General features: G+C 52.2%; 17 protein-coding genes. 14 read left to right on the top strand and 3 right to left on the bottom strand.

Features of this window, described 5'->3' with window-relative positions; all coding sequences use genetic code 11:
• The first annotated feature begins 6 nt into the window (after positions 1-6).
• The 4 genes from GW579_RS05170 (at position 7) to GW579_RS05155 (ending at position 2,903) form a co-directional block, all read left to right on the top strand.
• The gene (locus tag GW579_RS05170; RefSeq protein ID WP_165057899.1) at positions 7-522 is read left to right on the top strand and encodes a GNAT family N-acetyltransferase; all 516 of its coding nucleotides are present in this window, start codon (positions 7-9) and stop codon (positions 520-522) included.
• On the top strand, positions 515-802 hold the full coding sequence (locus GW579_RS05165) for a hypothetical protein (protein ID WP_152326950.1): 288 nt from the start codon (positions 515-517) through the stop codon (positions 800-802). Before GW579_RS05170 ends, GW579_RS05165 begins: the two co-directional genes overlap by 8 nt.
• Before the next feature lie 455 nt (positions 803-1,257).
• Positions 1,258-2,367 carry a porin OmpC gene (ompC, locus tag GW579_RS05160; RefSeq protein WP_152327190.1) on the top strand — a complete coding sequence of 370 codons (1,110 nt, stop codon included), beginning with the start codon at positions 1,258-1,260 and terminating at the stop codon, positions 2,365-2,367.
• A gap of 176 nt (positions 2,368-2,543) precedes the next feature.
• A complete protein-coding gene (locus GW579_RS05155) occupies positions 2,544-2,903 on the top strand; it encodes a bleomycin resistance protein (protein WP_152326951.1) in 360 nt (119 codons plus the stop codon).
• Positions 2,904-2,962: 59 nt separating this feature from the next.
• Here GW579_RS05155 and GW579_RS05150 read toward each other — a convergent pair whose 3' ends face one another.
• Together GW579_RS05150 and GW579_RS05145 are read right to left on the bottom strand one after the other, a co-directional pair.
• The gene (locus GW579_RS05150) at positions 2,963-3,913 is read right to left on the bottom strand and encodes a bifunctional helix-turn-helix transcriptional regulator/GNAT family N-acetyltransferase (protein WP_165057897.1); all 951 of its coding nucleotides are present in this window, start codon (positions 3,911-3,913) and stop codon (positions 2,963-2,965) included.
• Positions 3,914-4,199: 286 nt separating this feature from the next.
• Positions 4,200-5,882 (bottom strand): aspartate:alanine antiporter, encoded by a 1,683-nt coding sequence (locus GW579_RS05145; RefSeq protein ID WP_152326953.1) that lies wholly within the window; start codon positions 5,880-5,882, stop codon positions 4,200-4,202.
• Positions 5,883-6,210: 328 nt separating this feature from the next.
• On the opposite strand from GW579_RS05145, the gene ybjM reads away from it, so the two are divergent.
• The gene (ybjM, locus tag GW579_RS05140; RefSeq protein WP_152326954.1) at positions 6,211-6,585 is read left to right on the top strand and encodes an inner membrane protein YbjM; all 375 of its coding nucleotides are present in this window, start codon (positions 6,211-6,213) and stop codon (positions 6,583-6,585) included.
• Between the two features lie 63 nt (positions 6,586-6,648).
• Here ybjM and GW579_RS05135 read toward each other — a convergent pair whose 3' ends face one another.
• Positions 6,649-6,915 (bottom strand): GrxA family glutaredoxin, encoded by a 267-nt coding sequence (locus tag GW579_RS05135; protein WP_013575818.1) that lies wholly within the window; start codon positions 6,913-6,915, stop codon positions 6,649-6,651.
• Between the two features lie 285 nt (positions 6,916-7,200).
• Here GW579_RS05135 and nfsA point away from each other — a divergent pair, with 285 nt between their 5' ends.
• The 9 genes from nfsA (at position 7,201) to rlmC (ending at position 15,847) form a co-directional block, all read left to right on the top strand.
• Positions 7,201-7,923, top strand: a complete 723-nt coding sequence (gene nfsA / locus GW579_RS05130) for an oxygen-insensitive NADPH nitroreductase (protein ID WP_165057895.1) — start codon at positions 7,201-7,203, stop codon at positions 7,921-7,923.
• 18 nt (positions 7,924-7,941) lie between these two features.
• Entirely contained in the window at positions 7,942-8,844 is a 903-nt protein-coding gene (gene rimK / locus GW579_RS05125; protein ID WP_165057894.1) for a 30S ribosomal protein S6--L-glutamate ligase, read from the top strand.
• A 148-nt stretch (positions 8,845-8,992) separates the two neighbouring features.
• Positions 8,993-9,475 carry a type III secretion system chaperone family protein gene (locus GW579_RS05120; RefSeq protein ID WP_152326957.1) on the top strand — a complete coding sequence of 161 codons (483 nt, stop codon included), beginning with the start codon at positions 8,993-8,995 and terminating at the stop codon, positions 9,473-9,475.
• A gap of 424 nt (positions 9,476-9,899) precedes the next feature.
• Positions 9,900-11,009 (top strand): spermidine/putrescine ABC transporter substrate-binding protein PotF, encoded by a 1,110-nt coding sequence (gene potF / locus GW579_RS05115; RefSeq protein WP_152326958.1) that lies wholly within the window; start codon positions 9,900-9,902, stop codon positions 11,007-11,009.
• A 167-nt stretch (positions 11,010-11,176) separates the two neighbouring features.
• Positions 11,177-12,310: a putrescine ABC transporter ATP-binding subunit PotG gene (gene potG / locus GW579_RS05110; RefSeq protein WP_165057893.1), complete on the top strand. Its 1,134-nt coding sequence runs from the start codon at positions 11,177-11,179 to the stop codon at positions 12,308-12,310.
• Positions 12,311-12,320: 10 nt separating this feature from the next.
• On the top strand, positions 12,321-13,274 hold the full coding sequence (gene potH / locus GW579_RS05105) for a putrescine ABC transporter permease PotH (RefSeq protein WP_152327191.1): 954 nt from the start codon (positions 12,321-12,323) through the stop codon (positions 13,272-13,274).
• A complete protein-coding gene (potI, locus tag GW579_RS05100) occupies positions 13,271-14,116 on the top strand; it encodes a putrescine ABC transporter permease PotI (protein ID WP_152326960.1) in 846 nt (281 codons plus the stop codon). The genes potH and potI overlap by 4 nt, the downstream gene beginning before the upstream one ends.
• Positions 14,117-14,180: 64 nt before the next feature.
• Entirely contained in the window at positions 14,181-14,627 is a 447-nt protein-coding gene (locus GW579_RS05095; RefSeq protein ID WP_152326961.1) for a YbjO family protein, read from the top strand.
• 86 nt (positions 14,628-14,713) lie between these two features.
• A complete protein-coding gene (gene rlmC, locus GW579_RS05090; protein WP_165057892.1) occupies positions 14,714-15,847 on the top strand; it encodes a 23S rRNA (uracil(747)-C(5))-methyltransferase RlmC in 1,134 nt (377 codons plus the stop codon).
• The last annotated feature ends 84 nt before the right edge of the window (positions 15,848-15,931 follow it).

Here is a 15,931-nt window from a genome sequence, read left to right as displayed (position 1 = left end):
AGCAAAATGGACATTCGTCAGGCCACGCTGGCCGACCAGCGCGAACTGCAAACGCTGGGCCGTGAGACCTATCGCCACTATTTTGGCGACCTGTGGCAAAATAGTGACGAGCTGGAACAGTTTCTGGCCGATGACTTCAGTAACGAAGAAATGGAAAACACGCTTCAGAGCCCGGATCACCGCTGGCTGGTGTTACAGGAACAGGGCGACGCGGTCGGTTTTGCAAAAGTACATTTCAATCAGCCTCTTGAGGGCGCGGAAGGGCACGGGGCGAAGTTGTGTAAGTTGTATTTCAAACCCCAAAGCCGGGCACGCGGGCTGGGCGCGATGTTATTTGACGCCGTAGAAACCGCCGCCCGTGAAAACGGACAATCGTGCTTGTGGCTGACGGTTTTGCAAAGTAATCTCCCGGCTATCGGATTTTATCAGCGTCAGCGCATGCATCAGGTCGCTGAGACGGCCTATGTGACGGCAACGCAAACCACTCCATTGTGGATCATGAAAAAGGATATCAATGATTAAATTACGTCTAGGCGGTCTGTTTATCACGCTCGAAGCCGGGGAAGATATTCCCTATGCGCCGGAGTTTTGTGAGCATTACACCTACCTTATTCATCCGGCGGAAGACGGTTTTGAAATATTGCGTTATGACGCGTATTCCGGCTGGCATAAACGTCCTGATCAGATATTTGAAGACGGGCATCAGGCATTTGTATTTGCCTATCAGGCGTATGAAAAAGAGTGGAATCAGACTGACGGACGTTTAGGCGGTAAGGATCAGCGCCTCGAACGAATTATGTAAATTCCCGCACGGAATGGATGTTCAAAAAGCCACCGCTCTGGTGGTTTTTTATTAACCTGAAAGTGAAGCGTTTCGCTGGAATATACAAAACCTTACACAGAATATCTTTAATCTGCCGGCAAAAATTTCGCACTCACGTCGCCGGATGAGAATATTTTTACTACGATGCTGAATAGTTTCTGTAATTTACTATAATTTCACTTCGCTATTATCTTCACGTAATGGATTGTTTTTAAATGAATATGTCTCTTAGTGATGCGTGGCATTTATATAAACGATTTCCAAACGAAACTTATTTCAAATATTTACAGGTTGCAACCAAAGTTCTCATCGTTTAATTTTACGCACGTCAATTCCGGGCCATAAGAAGGGAAAATATAACTTCACGGTAACCGGATAATAACACTTGCCGGATGGCATTTTAGACGGCTTATAAATAATCAAGGATATTGATGATGAAATTACGCGTACTTTCTCTGGTCATTCCCGCTCTGATGATGGCTGGCACTGCCGGCGCTGCTGAAATCTATAATAAAGACGGCAACAAACTCGACCTGTTCGGTAAAGTGGACGGTCTGCATTATTTCTCCAAAGATAACAGCACCGATGGCGACCAGTCTTATATGCGTCTGGGTTTCCGTGGCGAAACACAGATTAATAACGAACTGACCGGTTACGGCGAGTGGGAATATCAGGCAGCCCTGAACTCTGCTGAAAGCGCTGATAATAACAACTTCACCCGTGTAGGTTTTGCAGGTCTGAAATTTGGCCAGTGGGGTTCACTGGACTACGGCCGCAACTACGGCGTGATGTATGACGTGGCAGCCTGGACCGACGTTCTGCCAGAATTCGGCGGCGATACTTACGGCGCAGACAACTTCATGTTCCAGCGTGCAAACGGCGTGCTGACTTACCGTAACAAAGACTTCTTCGGCGCAGTCGAAGGTCTGGATGTCGCGGTTCAGTATCAGGGCAAAAACGGCAGCGCTACCGAATCTAACAACGGTCGTGACGTATTAGCTCAGAACGGCGACGGTTACGGCATGTCCCTGTCTTATGACCTGGGCGAAGGTTTCAGCGCAGCAGCCGCAATGATGGCTTCTGACCGTACCAACGAGCAGAACGGCCGCAACAACCCGGCAATCATTGGTAACGGCGACAAGGCGACCGCGTACAGCGGCGGCCTGAAATACGATGCCAACAATATCTATCTGGCGGCGATGTACACCCAAAGCTACAACGCAAACCGCTTCGGTAAAGCAGGCAGCACCGCTTACGGTTATGCCGACAAAGCGCAAAACTTCGAAGCCGTGGCACAGTACCAGTTCGACTTCGGTCTGCGTCCGTCTGTTGCCTACGTGCAGTCTCACGCACGTAATATCCCGGGTTACAGCAACCAGAACCTGACCAAATATGTTGATGTTGGCGCGTCTTACTTCTTCAACAAAAACATGCTGACCTATGTGGATTACAAAATTAATCTGATGGATGACACCCGCCTGACCCGCGATGCTGGCATCAATACCGACGACGTTGTGGCCGTAGGCCTGGTTTATCAGTTCTGATAAGCCGACGCTGCCCTGAAAGTTAAGGGCATTTGCGTCTCTCGTGTCTGAATCTCCCGCTGCAAGGCGGGAGATGACTTTCCTCACAAAATCTTATTCCCCGTACTTTCCCCTGTGTTTTCGTTCAGGCATTATTCCGGCACGTGAAGTTCGTATCCGACGACTGAGAGCCGCCAATGACTGATCACGCCACACCCAATCTTCCTTCCAGGGATTTCACAGAGACTCAACGCTTTTACAGCAGCATAGGCTTTACTACCGGCTATATCGACGACAGCTGGCTCATCATGAGCCGCGGCGGTATTACGCTGGAATTCTTCCTGCACGTCGATCTCGACCCGCTCACCAGCTGGTTCAGCTGCTGCCTGCGCGTGGATGATGCCGATGCCATTTTTGATGAATTTATTGCTGCCGGAATAGGGCAGGACAGGAACATGCGGCCATGCATTCATCTGCCTGAAATGCAGCCGTGGGGATTAAAAATGGGTGCGCTGATTGATATCGACGGAACGTTGTTGCGGGTGATTGAGAATTAGCGAAACGGGTAACGCCAATGTTACGCCACCGGAAATCACTGCGGCGGCGTGACACTTTGTCAGCCCGCGGTGCGGGTGAATTGTTGCTCCATGACGCGGCTTCCCCACTGGTCGCCATCCCATTCTTTCGTCAGGGTAAAACCAAACGATTCATACAAACGGCGCGCGGCATCCAGCCCGCTGAAAGTCCAGAGCTGAGTGGCTGAGAATTTTTGCTGATCGCAGAAATTTACCGCTTCGCTGAGCAGTTTTCTGCCAATACCGCCTCCCCGGCAGCCATCATCAAGAATAAACCAGCGCAAATGTGCTTCGTTATTGCCTAAATCCTGCCCGTCGATGGCGACAGAACCGACTATTTTTCCGTTCTGAACCGCGAGCCAGATTCGGTTGTTTTCATGACCGAGGCGACCGGTGAATTCCGCTAACCCCGCCGCCACTTTGCTTTCAAAAAAACTGCCAAAGTTGGCATGACGCGAATAGAAACGGGCGTGCATCTCTGAAATACGCCCGATCATACCCGGCTGATAACCGGAGCTGATGATCACAGGATTTTGCGGATTTGCCTGTGAACCGTCACGGCATGATTTCAGTGCGCGGGCGTAGGCAGAAATCCCTTCAGCGACGGCTTTCTGCTTTGCAGTATCAAGATGAGCCAGCGCATCTGCGACGCGCATTTTGCCATACGCATTAATCTTCACGACGCTGGCTTTGCCCTGTTCGGTAAGCTGAAGGTGCTTCACCCGCGCGTCATCCACAGAAACTACCTCGGTGAGTTCACCGGCCTTGATAAGTTTGCCGAGCATCCGGCTTACGCTCGACTTCTCCAGCCCGAGTTCATTCACCAGCTGCGCCGCCGTCACCGCGCCCAGCCTTTCAGCTTCAAGCAACGTATGCACCGCCGACGCGGAATATTCCGTAGCGGCAAGCGTCGGGTTCATAAACCCCAGTTCACGAACCATCAGCCGTGAAGCGGTACGGATGTTTTCTATAAGAAGTGTGTTATCGGTCATGATAAAAGGCTTTTGATGATTTGGTTGTGTTATACAACCATTTTGGCGGGGAAGGTGTCAATGGGTTTACAAGGGGGGAACGGAGGTTTTACAAGCAGAAAAGAAAAAACCCGGCAATCTTGAACCTAAAAAGGCGGGATTGACGGGCTCTCCAAATTTGGGGACTTCAAAGAAAAGCAGTGGCACTAATTAAGACTTCGCTCCCCTTTAAAAGTTCGCGCCATGTGGCAAAAATATAAAAAAATTATTGATTTTTTTTTGCCACATTCGTGATCAACAACTTACGTCACGCTCCCGGCCAGATGATGACGATCAGTGTCCCCGCGAGTGTCAGTAATACGTTAGCAATGGCATAGGTTCCTGCATAACCCAGTGCCGGAATGTTGCTGCGGGCGGTGTCGCTGATGATTTCCATCGCCGGTGCGCAGGTTCGTGCGCCCATGATGGCGCCGAACAGTAATGCCCGGTTCATCCTCAGTACGTAGGCACCGAAGATGAAGCAAATCACCACCGGCACAAGGCTGACAATCAGGCCGGACAGCAACATTTGTCCGCCGACGGCGCCAAGCCCGTTGTTGATCCCCGCACCAGCGCTGAGGCCGACACCCGCCATAAATACCATCAGACCGAACTCTTTGACCATATTCAGCGCACCCTGCGGAATGTAGCCGAAAGTAGGGTGGTTTGCGCGCAGAAAGCCGAGCATGATACCGGCGAACAGCAGGCCCGCGGCGTTACCAATCCCGAAGCTGAAGCTTTTGAACTGGAAGGTGATCAGCCCGATCATCAGGCCGACAATGAAGAAGGCGCAGAAGGCGAGTAAATCGGTGAGCTGGCTGTGAACGGAGATAAAGCCGATGCGCTCTGCCACGCTTTTCACACGACGCGCGTCGCCGCTGACCTGCAACACATCGCCTTTGTTGAGCACGATGCTGTCGTCGATCGGCATTTCAATCTGGCTGCGGATCACGCGGTTAAGGAAACAACCCTGATCGGTCAGATTGAGCTGGCTCAGACGTTTGCCGACGGCGTGATTGTTTTTCACCACCACTTCTTCCGTCACGATGCGCATATCGAGCAGGTCACGGTCGAAAACTTCTTTCCCGTTACGGAAACTCGGATCAAGGCGTGAGTGCGCGTCCGGATAGCCGACCAGCGAAATTTCATCGCCGACCTGCAACACGGCGTCACCGTCCGGCGTCGCGAGAATTCCATTACGGCGGATACGTTCGATATAACAACCCGTCTGGCGATAAATCCCCAGTTCACGCAGGTTTTTGCCATCAGCCCAGGCGACCAGTTCCTGCCCGACACGGTAGGCGCGGATCACCGGAAGATAAACTTTTCGCTTACTGTCTGTGTCCAGACCGCGTTCGCGGGCGATTTGCTGCGCACTGGTTGGCAGATCCTGATGTTGCAGTTTTGGTAAATAGCGTGCGCCGAAAATCAGGCTGACCAGCCCGATAAGATACGTCAATGCGTAGCCGAGGCTCAGATTATCCAGCGCGGGGCTGAGCGTATTACTGCCCGCGAGGGTATTGCGCAGCGTGTCTCCCGCGCCCACCAGAACCGGCGTGGAGGTCATGGAACCGGCGAGCATACCGGCGGTGAGACCGATGTCCCACCCGAATGCCTTGCCAAGACCGAGCGCAAGAAGCATCGCGCTGCCGACCATGACCAGCGCCAGCATCAGATAATTTTTGCCATCCCGGAAGAAAATTGAAAAAAAGTTGGGTCCGGCTTCGACGCCCACGCAAAAAATAAACAGCATAAAACCGAGGTTGAGCGCTTCCGTATTAATGCTGAAATGTTGCTGGCCTAAAAGCAGGGAAACCACTAATACGCCAATAGAATTTCCGAGCTGAACGGAGCCCAGGCGAATTTTTCCCAGGCACAAGCCCAGTGCCAAAACCACAAATAATAACAGGATGTAATTCCCGTTTAACAAACTAGCGACGTTTATATTCACAAGGATAACTTATTGTTTACCAACAAATTCTTGATATAGGAGAATGTAAAGGATAAATTCAGATCCAGAAAATTCCTACTTTTTTAAACACCTTTGGTTTCTCAAATCGTGAATTAGAAAAGCAGGTTTCGGGCGTCATTTTAGTCATAGAACGTCTCTTCAGCCAGAGAAAAGCCCGTATAAATCAACTGAACGCTTTTTTTGTGTTTCGCGGGATTGCGGAACGCGTCAGGGAAGTGAGCCGGCAAGGCTCTGTCAGGTAAAAATGAACGCATTGCATGCAGTGCAGACGGCCTGTGAATCTCGCCAACTTTAAGGAGGAAGTCAGATGGCATTTTGGCGAAAGTTAATAGCCCCGCTATTTTGTTGCATTATTTTTATAGTTATTTTTATTTCGTTAAAAAATAGCTGGATAGTTGTTAGAGATATAACACCTGGTCCGGAATATGGTCTGTTATTATTTTTATTGCCGGGTTTGCTGACCGGGCTGATATATCGCGATTCGCCGATATTTTCATCTTTGATAGGTGCGCTGATTTCTGTGCCGGTTTGTACCGCGCTGCGTATGGTATTTTATCCGCGCGTGCGTCCGCTGGTGCAGGAAGTGGCTTACGCAACCAGCGCGATTTTCTGGTGTGTGCTGGGCGCGATGCTGATTCAGCTGCTCTTTACCGCGTATAAACAGTTCAGACAGCACCGGTAAACATTTTCCGATGTCATAAAAAAAGGCGCTCAATGAGCGCCTTTTTGCTGAGTTCAGAACCACTCAGTTGCTGAACAGAGCCAGATGTTCTTTGGCATAGGCTTCAAAATCAGTGCAGCCGCCGATGTGTTTCTGATCGAGGAAAATCTGTGGAACAGTTTCAACAGGTTTACCCACTGTTTTTTCCAGGTCAGCTTTGGTGATGCCTTCCGCATGGATATCGATGTAGCGGAAATTGAAATCATCACGTTCTTCAGTCAGTTTTTCAGCCAACTCTTTAGCACGTACACAATAAGGACAGCCAGGACGCCCGAAAATTACTGCAAACATGGAGACTCCTTTGTTAATACCAGCGAGATAAATGAAAAGGGAGTGACTATTTTTGTTATGCACGTCACCTTTTTGATGTAGCTACTATGCCTGTTGCAAGCCACAAAAAAAAGCAGGAATTACCTGTCGGTCTGATACCTTCTGCCTATCCAAATGATGAATCAGGGATTTTTCGGGTGCGCACATTGTTACAGCATTTGATGTCACAAGCCTTGCAAACAGGGCGCGCAGCATGAATGATTGCAACATCTGTTTTCGCTTTTTCATCCGTTCAGGAATTTTTTAATGACGCCGACTATCGATCTTCTGCGCTCACACCGTTCCATCCGTTCTTTTACCGGCCAGCCGGTATCCGATGAACAGCGTGAGGCGATCATTGCTGCCGCGCAATCTGCCTCAACTTCCAGCTTTTTGCAATGTTCATCGATTATCCGCGTTACCGATCCGGCGCTGCGCGAAACGTTGGTGCAGTACACCGGCGGGCAGCAATACGTGGCCAGCGCCGCTGAATTTTGGGTTTTCTGTGCCGATTTCAACCGCAACTTGCAGATTAACCCTGAGGCCGAACTGGGGCTGGCGGAACAATTGCTGCTCGGTTGCGTGGATACCGCGCTGATGGCGCAAAATGCCATGACCGCCGCCGAATCACTCGGGTTGGGCGGCGTATTTATCGGTGGGATCCGTAATCAGGTGGAAGACGTTGTCGCGCTGCTGAAATTACCGAAATTCGTGATGCCGTTGTTCGGTTTTTGTATCGGCACGCCTGCGCAGGATCATCAGGTCAAGCCGCGGATGCCGCAGTCCATGCTGGTTCACGAAAACAGCTATCAGCCGCTGGATAAAGAACTTCTGGCGCAATATGACGAAGAGCTCAGCGCGTATTATCTGCAACGCGACAGTAATGCCCGCCGCGATACCTGGAGCGCACTGATTATCCGTACCCTGAAAAAGGAACAGCGTCCGTTCATGCTGGACGCATTACATAAGCAAGGCTGGGCAACACGCTAATCGGCGATGGAGTGTCGGATGAAGATTGCAATTCTTTCCCGTGACGGGTCTTTATATTCGTGTAAACGGCTGCGGGAAGCCGCAGAGGCCCGGGGGCATGAGATCGACATCATTGATCCGCTCTCCTGCTATATGAACATCAATCCGGCCGCGCCGAGTGTGCATTATCGCGGGCGTCAGCTGGATAAATACCAGGCGGTGATCCCGCGTATTGGATCAGCCATTACGTTCTACGGCACCGCAGTATTGCGCCAGTTTGAAATGCTCGGGAGTTTTCCTCTCAATGAATCTGTGGCGATTACCCGGGCGCGCGATAAGTTGCGTTCGATGCAGATTCTGGCGCGCGAAGGAATAGATTTGCCGATCACCGGTTTTGCTAATGCGCCGGACGATACGTCAGATCTCATCGCGCTGGTCGGCGGTGCGCCGCTGGTGGTCAAGCTGGTCGAAGGCACGCAGGGCATCGGCGTGGTGCTGGCTGAAACCCGTCAGGCGGCGGAAAGCGTGATTGACGCCTTCCGCGGGCTGAATGCGCACATTCTGGTTCAGGAATATATCCGCGAAGCTGAAGGGCGCGACATCCGTTGTCTGGTGGTGGGTAAACGCGTGGTGGCGGCGATTGAACGTCAGGCCAAACCGGGCGATTTCCGTTCCAATCTTCATCGCGGCGGAACCGCGACCAACGTCAAAATCACGCCGGAAGAGAAAGAAATTGCGGTGAAAGCGGCGCTGACGCTGGGGCTCGACGTTGCCGGTGTCGATATTTTGCGTGCGCACCGGGGGCCGCTGGTGATGGAAGTTAACGCATCGCCGGGGCTGGAAGGCATCGAAACCACAACCGGCCTGGATATTGCGGGCATGATGATTGATTACATTGAACAGCGGGCGAAGCCGGGATTCAGGCTTAAATCTGGTGGTTAAATCTTAATTACCGGCGCTAATGTGCATCAAAAGGCCTTTGGTCGTAGCGCTGACCGGTAATATTCCGTAAGCTATGACCCCCTTCGTAACGCTGCGGGTGTTGCGAAGGCGTGGTTATTCTCGTTGTTTTGAACTTGTGAGGCATTCTATGGATTCGCTCATCGTCCCTGATTTGGCGCTGCTGCGGCGCTGGCTGGATCAGCTGGGCATTTCTTTTTTCGAGTGTGATTCCTGTCAGGCTCTCCATTTGCCGCATATGCAGAATTTTGATGGCATTTTTGATGCCAAACTCGATATCGTGGACAACGTAATTTTGTTCTCCGCGCTGGCCGAAGTGAAACCCACGGCGCTGATCCCGCTGGTTGCTGATTTAAGCTCGATTAACGCCAGCTCGCTGACCATCAAGGCCTTTGTCGATATTCAGGATGACAATTTGCCGAAACTGATTGTTTGCCAGTCGCTGACGATCGCCGTGGGCGTGACCGAAGAGCAATTCGCTTTCTTCCTGCAACAGGCGGAAGAGCAGATGTCGATGATTATTCTTGAAGCCCACGCCAACGATTTACTGTTCCTTGGCGACGATGAAGAAGGCACACCGGCCGTTTCCGTGAATCTGCCTTTGTTGCATTAAACCCCGTTAGTTATTTTTCTCCCTCTGAAGATCCTTTCCTGCGAGCCGTGTTTATTGCGGCTCCGCTGCCTTTATTCGCTTTCGCCATAAGTTATGCTGCGTTTGTGCCGGTGTTGCCAGATATTTCACTTTGTTAAAAGCCAAAATGCCAGACGGTATAGACCAAATCTGCATAAATAATCGATAAACGCCGGTTTTGTCTCAGGAGGCTGGTACACGGGGGTTGCAGGCGCTATGCTTCTGACTCTGCACCACGCGTGATTACGTCGTAAAACCAAACGGTTAATTCGCAGGCAGCGTATGCGTCAGCGTTGAATGCCTATGCAAGTTTAATGGGTGAGCGTTGGCATTGTGTGAAAGGTTTTGTATCAGTCTGAGTGATACAAATTCAATTTATATTCCCCTGTCTTGGAGGTAGTAACGGATGTTCACCCTGCGTAAAAAGTGGTTATCGGGTGTTGTCGCCGGTCTGGTTATGGCCGCGTCCGTCACAGCGTCTGCGGAAGAGAAAACGCTGCATATCTACAACTGGTCCGATTATATCGCGCCAAACACCGTGCCTGATTTCCAGAAAGAAACCGGCATCAAAGTGGTTTACGACGTGTTTGACTCCAACGAAGTGCTGGAAGGCAAACTGATGGCAGGGAGCACCGGTTTCGATCTGGTCGTGCCGTCGGCCAGTTTCCTTGAACGCCAGCTGGCGGCGGGCGTTTTCCAGCCGCTGGATAAGAGCAAACTGCCAAACTATAAAAACCTCGACCCTGATTTGCTCAAAATGGTCGCGCAGCATGATCCGGGCAACAAATACGCGATTCCTTATCTGTGGGCGACTACCGGTATCGGCTATAACGTCGATAAAGTGAAAGCCGTGCTGGGTAAAGATGCGCCGGTAAACAGCTGGGATCTGGTGCTCAAACCTGAAAACTTAGAGAAACTGAAAAGCTGCGGCGTTTCGTTCCTCGACGCACCGGCTGAAATTTACGCCACTGTGCTGAACTACCTGCATCTGGATCCGAACAGTACTAAAGCGTCGGATTACACCGGTGCGGCGAATGATCTACTGCTGAAACTGCGTCCGAACATTCGTTATTTCCACTCTTCCCAGTACATCAACGATCTGGCTAACGGCGACATTTGTGTGGCGATCGGCTGGGCGGGCGATGTGATGCAGGCGTCTAACCGCGCGAAAGAAGCGAAAAACGGCGTGAACGTGGCGTACAGCATTCCGAAAGAGGGCGCGCTGGCATTCTTCGACGTCTTCGCTATTCCGGCCGATGCTAAAAACCTCGACGAAGCCTATCAGTTCCTCAACTACCTGATGGAACCGAAAGTGATCGCGCAAATCAGTAACACCGTTTACTACGCGAGCGGCAACAAAGCGGCTACGCCACTGGTGAATGAAGATGTGCGCAACAACCCGGGCATTTATCCACCGGCAGATGTGCAGGCCAAACTCTTCAGCCTGAAAGTACAGGATCCGAAAATTGACCGCGTTATCACCCGTTCGTGGACTAAAGTAAAAACCGGAAAATAGTACCCGTTTTAGAAAAGGTCAGGAAGACTACAGCGGCTCCGCACAACCCTGCGGGGCCGCTGGCATTTTGTTCCAGGCCACTTTTGGGCATAGAAATCAGGCACTTTTCCCCCTGACTGTTATGCTTATTTGATACAGCTTTATTTTGATACCGGAGATTCCTCTGAGTGAACGATGCCATTCCACGCCCTCAGCCTAAGTCCCAGAAAGGTTTCACGCCTTTGCTGGAGATCCGCAATTTAACCAAGTCTTTTGACGGTCAGGCCGCCGTGGATGATGTCAGCCTGACCATCTATAAAGGGGAGATTTTCGCACTGCTCGGCGCGTCCGGTTGTGGTAAATCGACACTGTTGCGCATGCTGGCCGGTTTTGAACAGCCCACGCAGGGACAGATTGTGCTTGATGGCGTGGACCTCTCGCAGGTGCCGCCGTATCAGCGGCCGATCAACATGATGTTCCAGTCCTACGCGCTGTTCCCGCACATGACGGTTGAACAAAACATCGCGTTCGGACTTAAGCAGGACAAATTACCGTCGGCAGAGATCAAAAGCCGCGTGGCAGAAATGCTGACGCTGGTTCACATGCAGGAATTCGCCAAACGTAAGCCACATCAGCTTTCCGGCGGTCAGCGTCAGCGCGTTGCCTTAGCCCGCAGTCTGGCGAAACGGCCAAAATTATTGCTGCTCGACGAACCGATGGGCGCGCTGGATAAAAAACTGCGTGACCGTATGCAACTCGAGGTGGTCGATATTCTCGAGCGCGTTGGCGCGACCTGCGTGATGGTGACGCACGATCAGGAAGAAGCCATGACTATGGCGGGGCGTATCGCCATCATGAACCGCGGCAAGTTTGTGCAAATCGGTGAACCGGAAGAAATCTACGAGCATCCGACCAGCCGTTTCAGTGCCGAATTTATCGGTTCGGTAAACGTGTTTGAAGGCGTGCTGAAAGAACGTCTGGAGGATGCTTTAGTGCTCACGTCGCCGGGGCTTTTGCATCCGCTGAAAGTGGATCCGGATGTCTCGGTGGTGGACGGCGTACCGGTGTTTGTCGCGCTGCGTCCGGAAAAAATCATGCTCTGCGAAGACGTGCCGGAAGACGGCTGCAACTTTGCGGTGGGCGAAGTCGTGAACATCGCGTATCTGGGCGACCTGTCGATTTACCACGTTAAACTGCACAGCGGTCAGATGATTACGGCGCAATTGCAAAACGGACACCGTTTCCGCAAGGGCATGCCGACCTGGGGCGACGAAGTGCGTCTGTGCTGGCAAGCCGACAGCTGCGTCGTGCTGACAGTTTAAGGGGACGATGATGTCTTTGATTTCTGAAGTGACCACCGCGAAACCTCCGGGCGGATTCAAAGCCCTGACCGGACGTCTGCAACAACGTCATGGCCGTAAGCTGGTGATTTTATTGCCGCTGGTGTGGTTCCTGCTGCTCTTTTTACTGCCGTTCCTGATTGTTTTTAAAATCAGTTTCGCCGAGATGGCGCGCGCCATTCCGCCGTATACCGATCTGGTCACATGGTCAGACGGCATGCTGGATATTGCGCTCAACATCGGTAACTACATCGGGCTCACGCAAGATCCGCTTTATATTGATGCCTATCTGCAATCGCTGGAAGTGGCCGCCATTTCCACGATTCTGTGCCTGCTCATTGGTTATCCGCTGGCGTGGGCCGTGGCCCACAGCAGCAAATCCATGCGTAACATTTTGCTGTTACTGGTGATCCTGCCGTCGTGGACGTCATTCCTGATCCGCGTTTACGCTTGGATTGGCATTCTCAAAGACAACGGTGTACTGAACAACGTGCTGCTGTGGCTGCACGTCATAGACCAGCCGCTGGTGATTTTGCACACCAATCTGGCGGTGTATATCGGGATTGTTTATTCGTATCTGCCGTTTATGATCCTGCCGATTTACACCGCGCTGACCCGCATGGATTATTCGCTGGTGGAAGCGGCGTCCGATCTGGGTGCCCGGCCGATGAAAACTTTCTTCAAAGTGATTATGCCGCTGACCAAAGGTGGGATTATTGCCGGCTCCATGCTGGTCTTTATTCCGGCGGTCGGCGAGTACGTGATCCCTGAACTGCTCGGTGGCCCGGACAGCAACATGATCGGGCGCGTGTTGTGGCAGGAATTCTTCAATAACCGCGACTGGCCGGTGGCCTCTGCGGTGGCGGTGGTGATGCTGTTACTGCTGATCATGCCGATCCTGTGGTTCCAGAAATACCAAAATAAAGAGCTGGGAGAAAAAGAATGAATCAGTTACCGGTTGTCCGTTCGCCGTGGCGAATTCTTATTCTCGTGCTCGGCTTTACGTTTTTGTATGCGCCGATGCTGATGCTGGTTATTTATTCGTTTAACAGCTCTAAGCTTGTTACGGTCTGGGCGGGCTGGTCTACCCGCTGGTATACTCAGCTTTTCCACGATTCTGCGATGATTAGCGCGGTGGGAATGAGCCTGACGATTGCCACGGCGGCGGCCACAATGGCTGTGATTGTCGGTACGCTGGCTGCGGTCGTGATGGTGCGATTCCAGCGTTTTCGTGGCTCGACGGGTTTTGCGTTTATGCTGACGGCACCACTGGTTATGCCCGATGTGATCACGGGTCTGGCGCTGCTGTTGCTGTTTGTGGCGATGGGGCACGCTTTTGGCTGGCCGGCTGAGCGTGGCATGTTTACCATCTGGCTGGCGCATGTGACGTTTTGTAGTGCGTATGTGGCGGTGGTGGTGTCGGCGAGATTGCGGGAACTGGATCGTTCCATCGAAGAAGCCGCGATGGATTTAGGCGCGGCGCCCGTGAAAGTCTTCTTCATTATTACACTGCCGATGATCCTGCCAGCGCTAATTTCCGGCTGGCTGCTGGCGTTTACGCTGTCGCTCGACGATCTGGTTATCGCCAGCTTTGTCGCCGGGCCGGGCGCAACGACTTTGCCAATGCTGGTCTTCGCCAGTGTGAGAATGGGCGTTAACCCGGAAATCAACGCACTGGCAACGCTCATCCTGCTGGTGGTGGGCATCATTGGCATGATTGCCTGGTGGTTTATGTCCAGAGCTGAGAAACAGCGGATCAAGGATATCCAGCGCGCACAGCGTAGCTGAATATAAGATAATTTCAGGGCGGATATTTCCGCCCTGAACGTAAATGGAGATCCCAAACGGATTTATGAAACTGGCATTTATCCCTGTTCCCGTCATGATTGCAGCCTCGGCGATTGTTGCCACGCGCTGCCTTGAGTTTATTTTGCTGTTTGACGCCATGGGTTTTTCAGGGCTGATGAGCTTTATCGAAGTCAGCGCAGAGTCGTGGCTGAACTGTTTTATCCTGCTGGCGAGCCTGCTGATTGTGCTGATTGAATGCCGTGCAGCGTACGCGATGATGCGTGCGCGGATTTGGGGGCGCCGGGCGTTTATTGGCTGCCAGGTGATTGTCGTCGGTTACATGCTGCTGGCGTCTTTCGAATGGTTCGGACCGCGTATTTTTCGTTTTGATGTCGACACCCAGGGCGAGTTTCTCACCGCGCTGCTGGTGCAAAAAATCCCCGATATTGTGGTTCTGCTCCTGCTTTTCGTGCCAGCCAGCAGCCGTCGCTACTTTGCGAAACGTAAATAGCACCTGCAGCAGGTGAGCCTTTCAGGCCGTGTGGTGATACACTGCGCGCCAGATTTTTCTCCGTATTCGATGACCGGAATTCTTTCATGCACTGCGCACTTTATACCGCCGGAACCTGCCGCTCATGTCAGTGGCTCGACACGCCTTATTCGCAACAGTTAGCCGACAAACAGCGGGATTTACACTCTCTGCTGGAAGGTTTGCCGGTCGGAGAATGGCGCGAACCGGTGACCGGGCCGGAAAGTGCTTTTCGAAATAAAGCGAAAATGGTGGTCAGCGGCAGCGTGGAGCGCCCGTTGCTTGGTATGGTGCACCGCGACGGCACGCCGGTAGATTTATGCGAATGCCCGCTGTATCCCGCCAGTTTCCCTGCTGTATTTTCAGTGCTTAAAACCTTTATCGCCCGCGCAGGCCTGACGCCGTACAACGTAGCGCGTAAGCGTGGCGAGCTGAAATTCCTGTTGCTGACCGAAAGCCAGAAAGGCGGCGGTATGATGCTGCGTTTCGTTCTGCGTTCAGAGGCCAAACTGGCCCAGCTGCGCGCCGCGCTGCCGTGGTTGCAACAGCAGTTGCCACAGCTGACCGTGATTTCGGCCAACATCCAGCCGGTGCATATGGCGATCCTCGAAGGTGACACCGAAATCCCGCTGACGGACGTGCAACGTCTTGAAGAAGAATTTAACCATGTGCCGCTGTTTATCCGTCCGCAGAGCTTCTTCCAGACCAATCCGCAGGTTGCTGAACGGCTTTACGCCACCGCGCGTGACTGGGTACATGAGCGCGGCAATATTGCCAGCATGTGGGATCTGTTCTGTGGTGTCGGCGGTTTTGGCCTGCATTGCGCCACGCCAGACATGCAACTGACCGGCATTGAAATCAGCGCGGAAGCCATCGCCTGCGCCAGAGAATCAGCCCGCCGTCTGGGGCTGAAAAACGTCGAATTCCAGGCGCTGGATTCCACCGGTTTTGCGACCGGAAAAGGCGACGTCCCGGATCTGGTTCTGGTGAATCCGCCACGGCGTGGCATCGGCAAAACGCTGTGTGATTACCTGAGCCAGATGGCGCCGGACACCATTTTGTATTCCAGCTGTAATGCGCAGACGATGGCAAAGGATCTGGCTTTATTGCCGGGCTACGCCATTGCGCGCGTCCAGATTTTCGATATGTTCCCGCATACCGCGCATTATGAAGTGATGGCGCTGCTGACGCGGGAAATATAAGAGTATTAATAAGCTGATGTTATTACGTTGCCCTGTTATAGATTTCTCCTAAAAGAAACGGCAAAGAGATCAGCTGTTAATTTT

This window comes from Rahnella contaminans, assembly GCF_011065485.1.
In the GTDB taxonomy this organism is placed as follows: Bacteria; Pseudomonadota; Gammaproteobacteria; order Enterobacterales; family Enterobacteriaceae; genus Rahnella; species Rahnella contaminans.
Note: the sequence above shows the minus strand (reverse complement) of the source record. Positions and strands in the feature narration are given on the sequence as shown.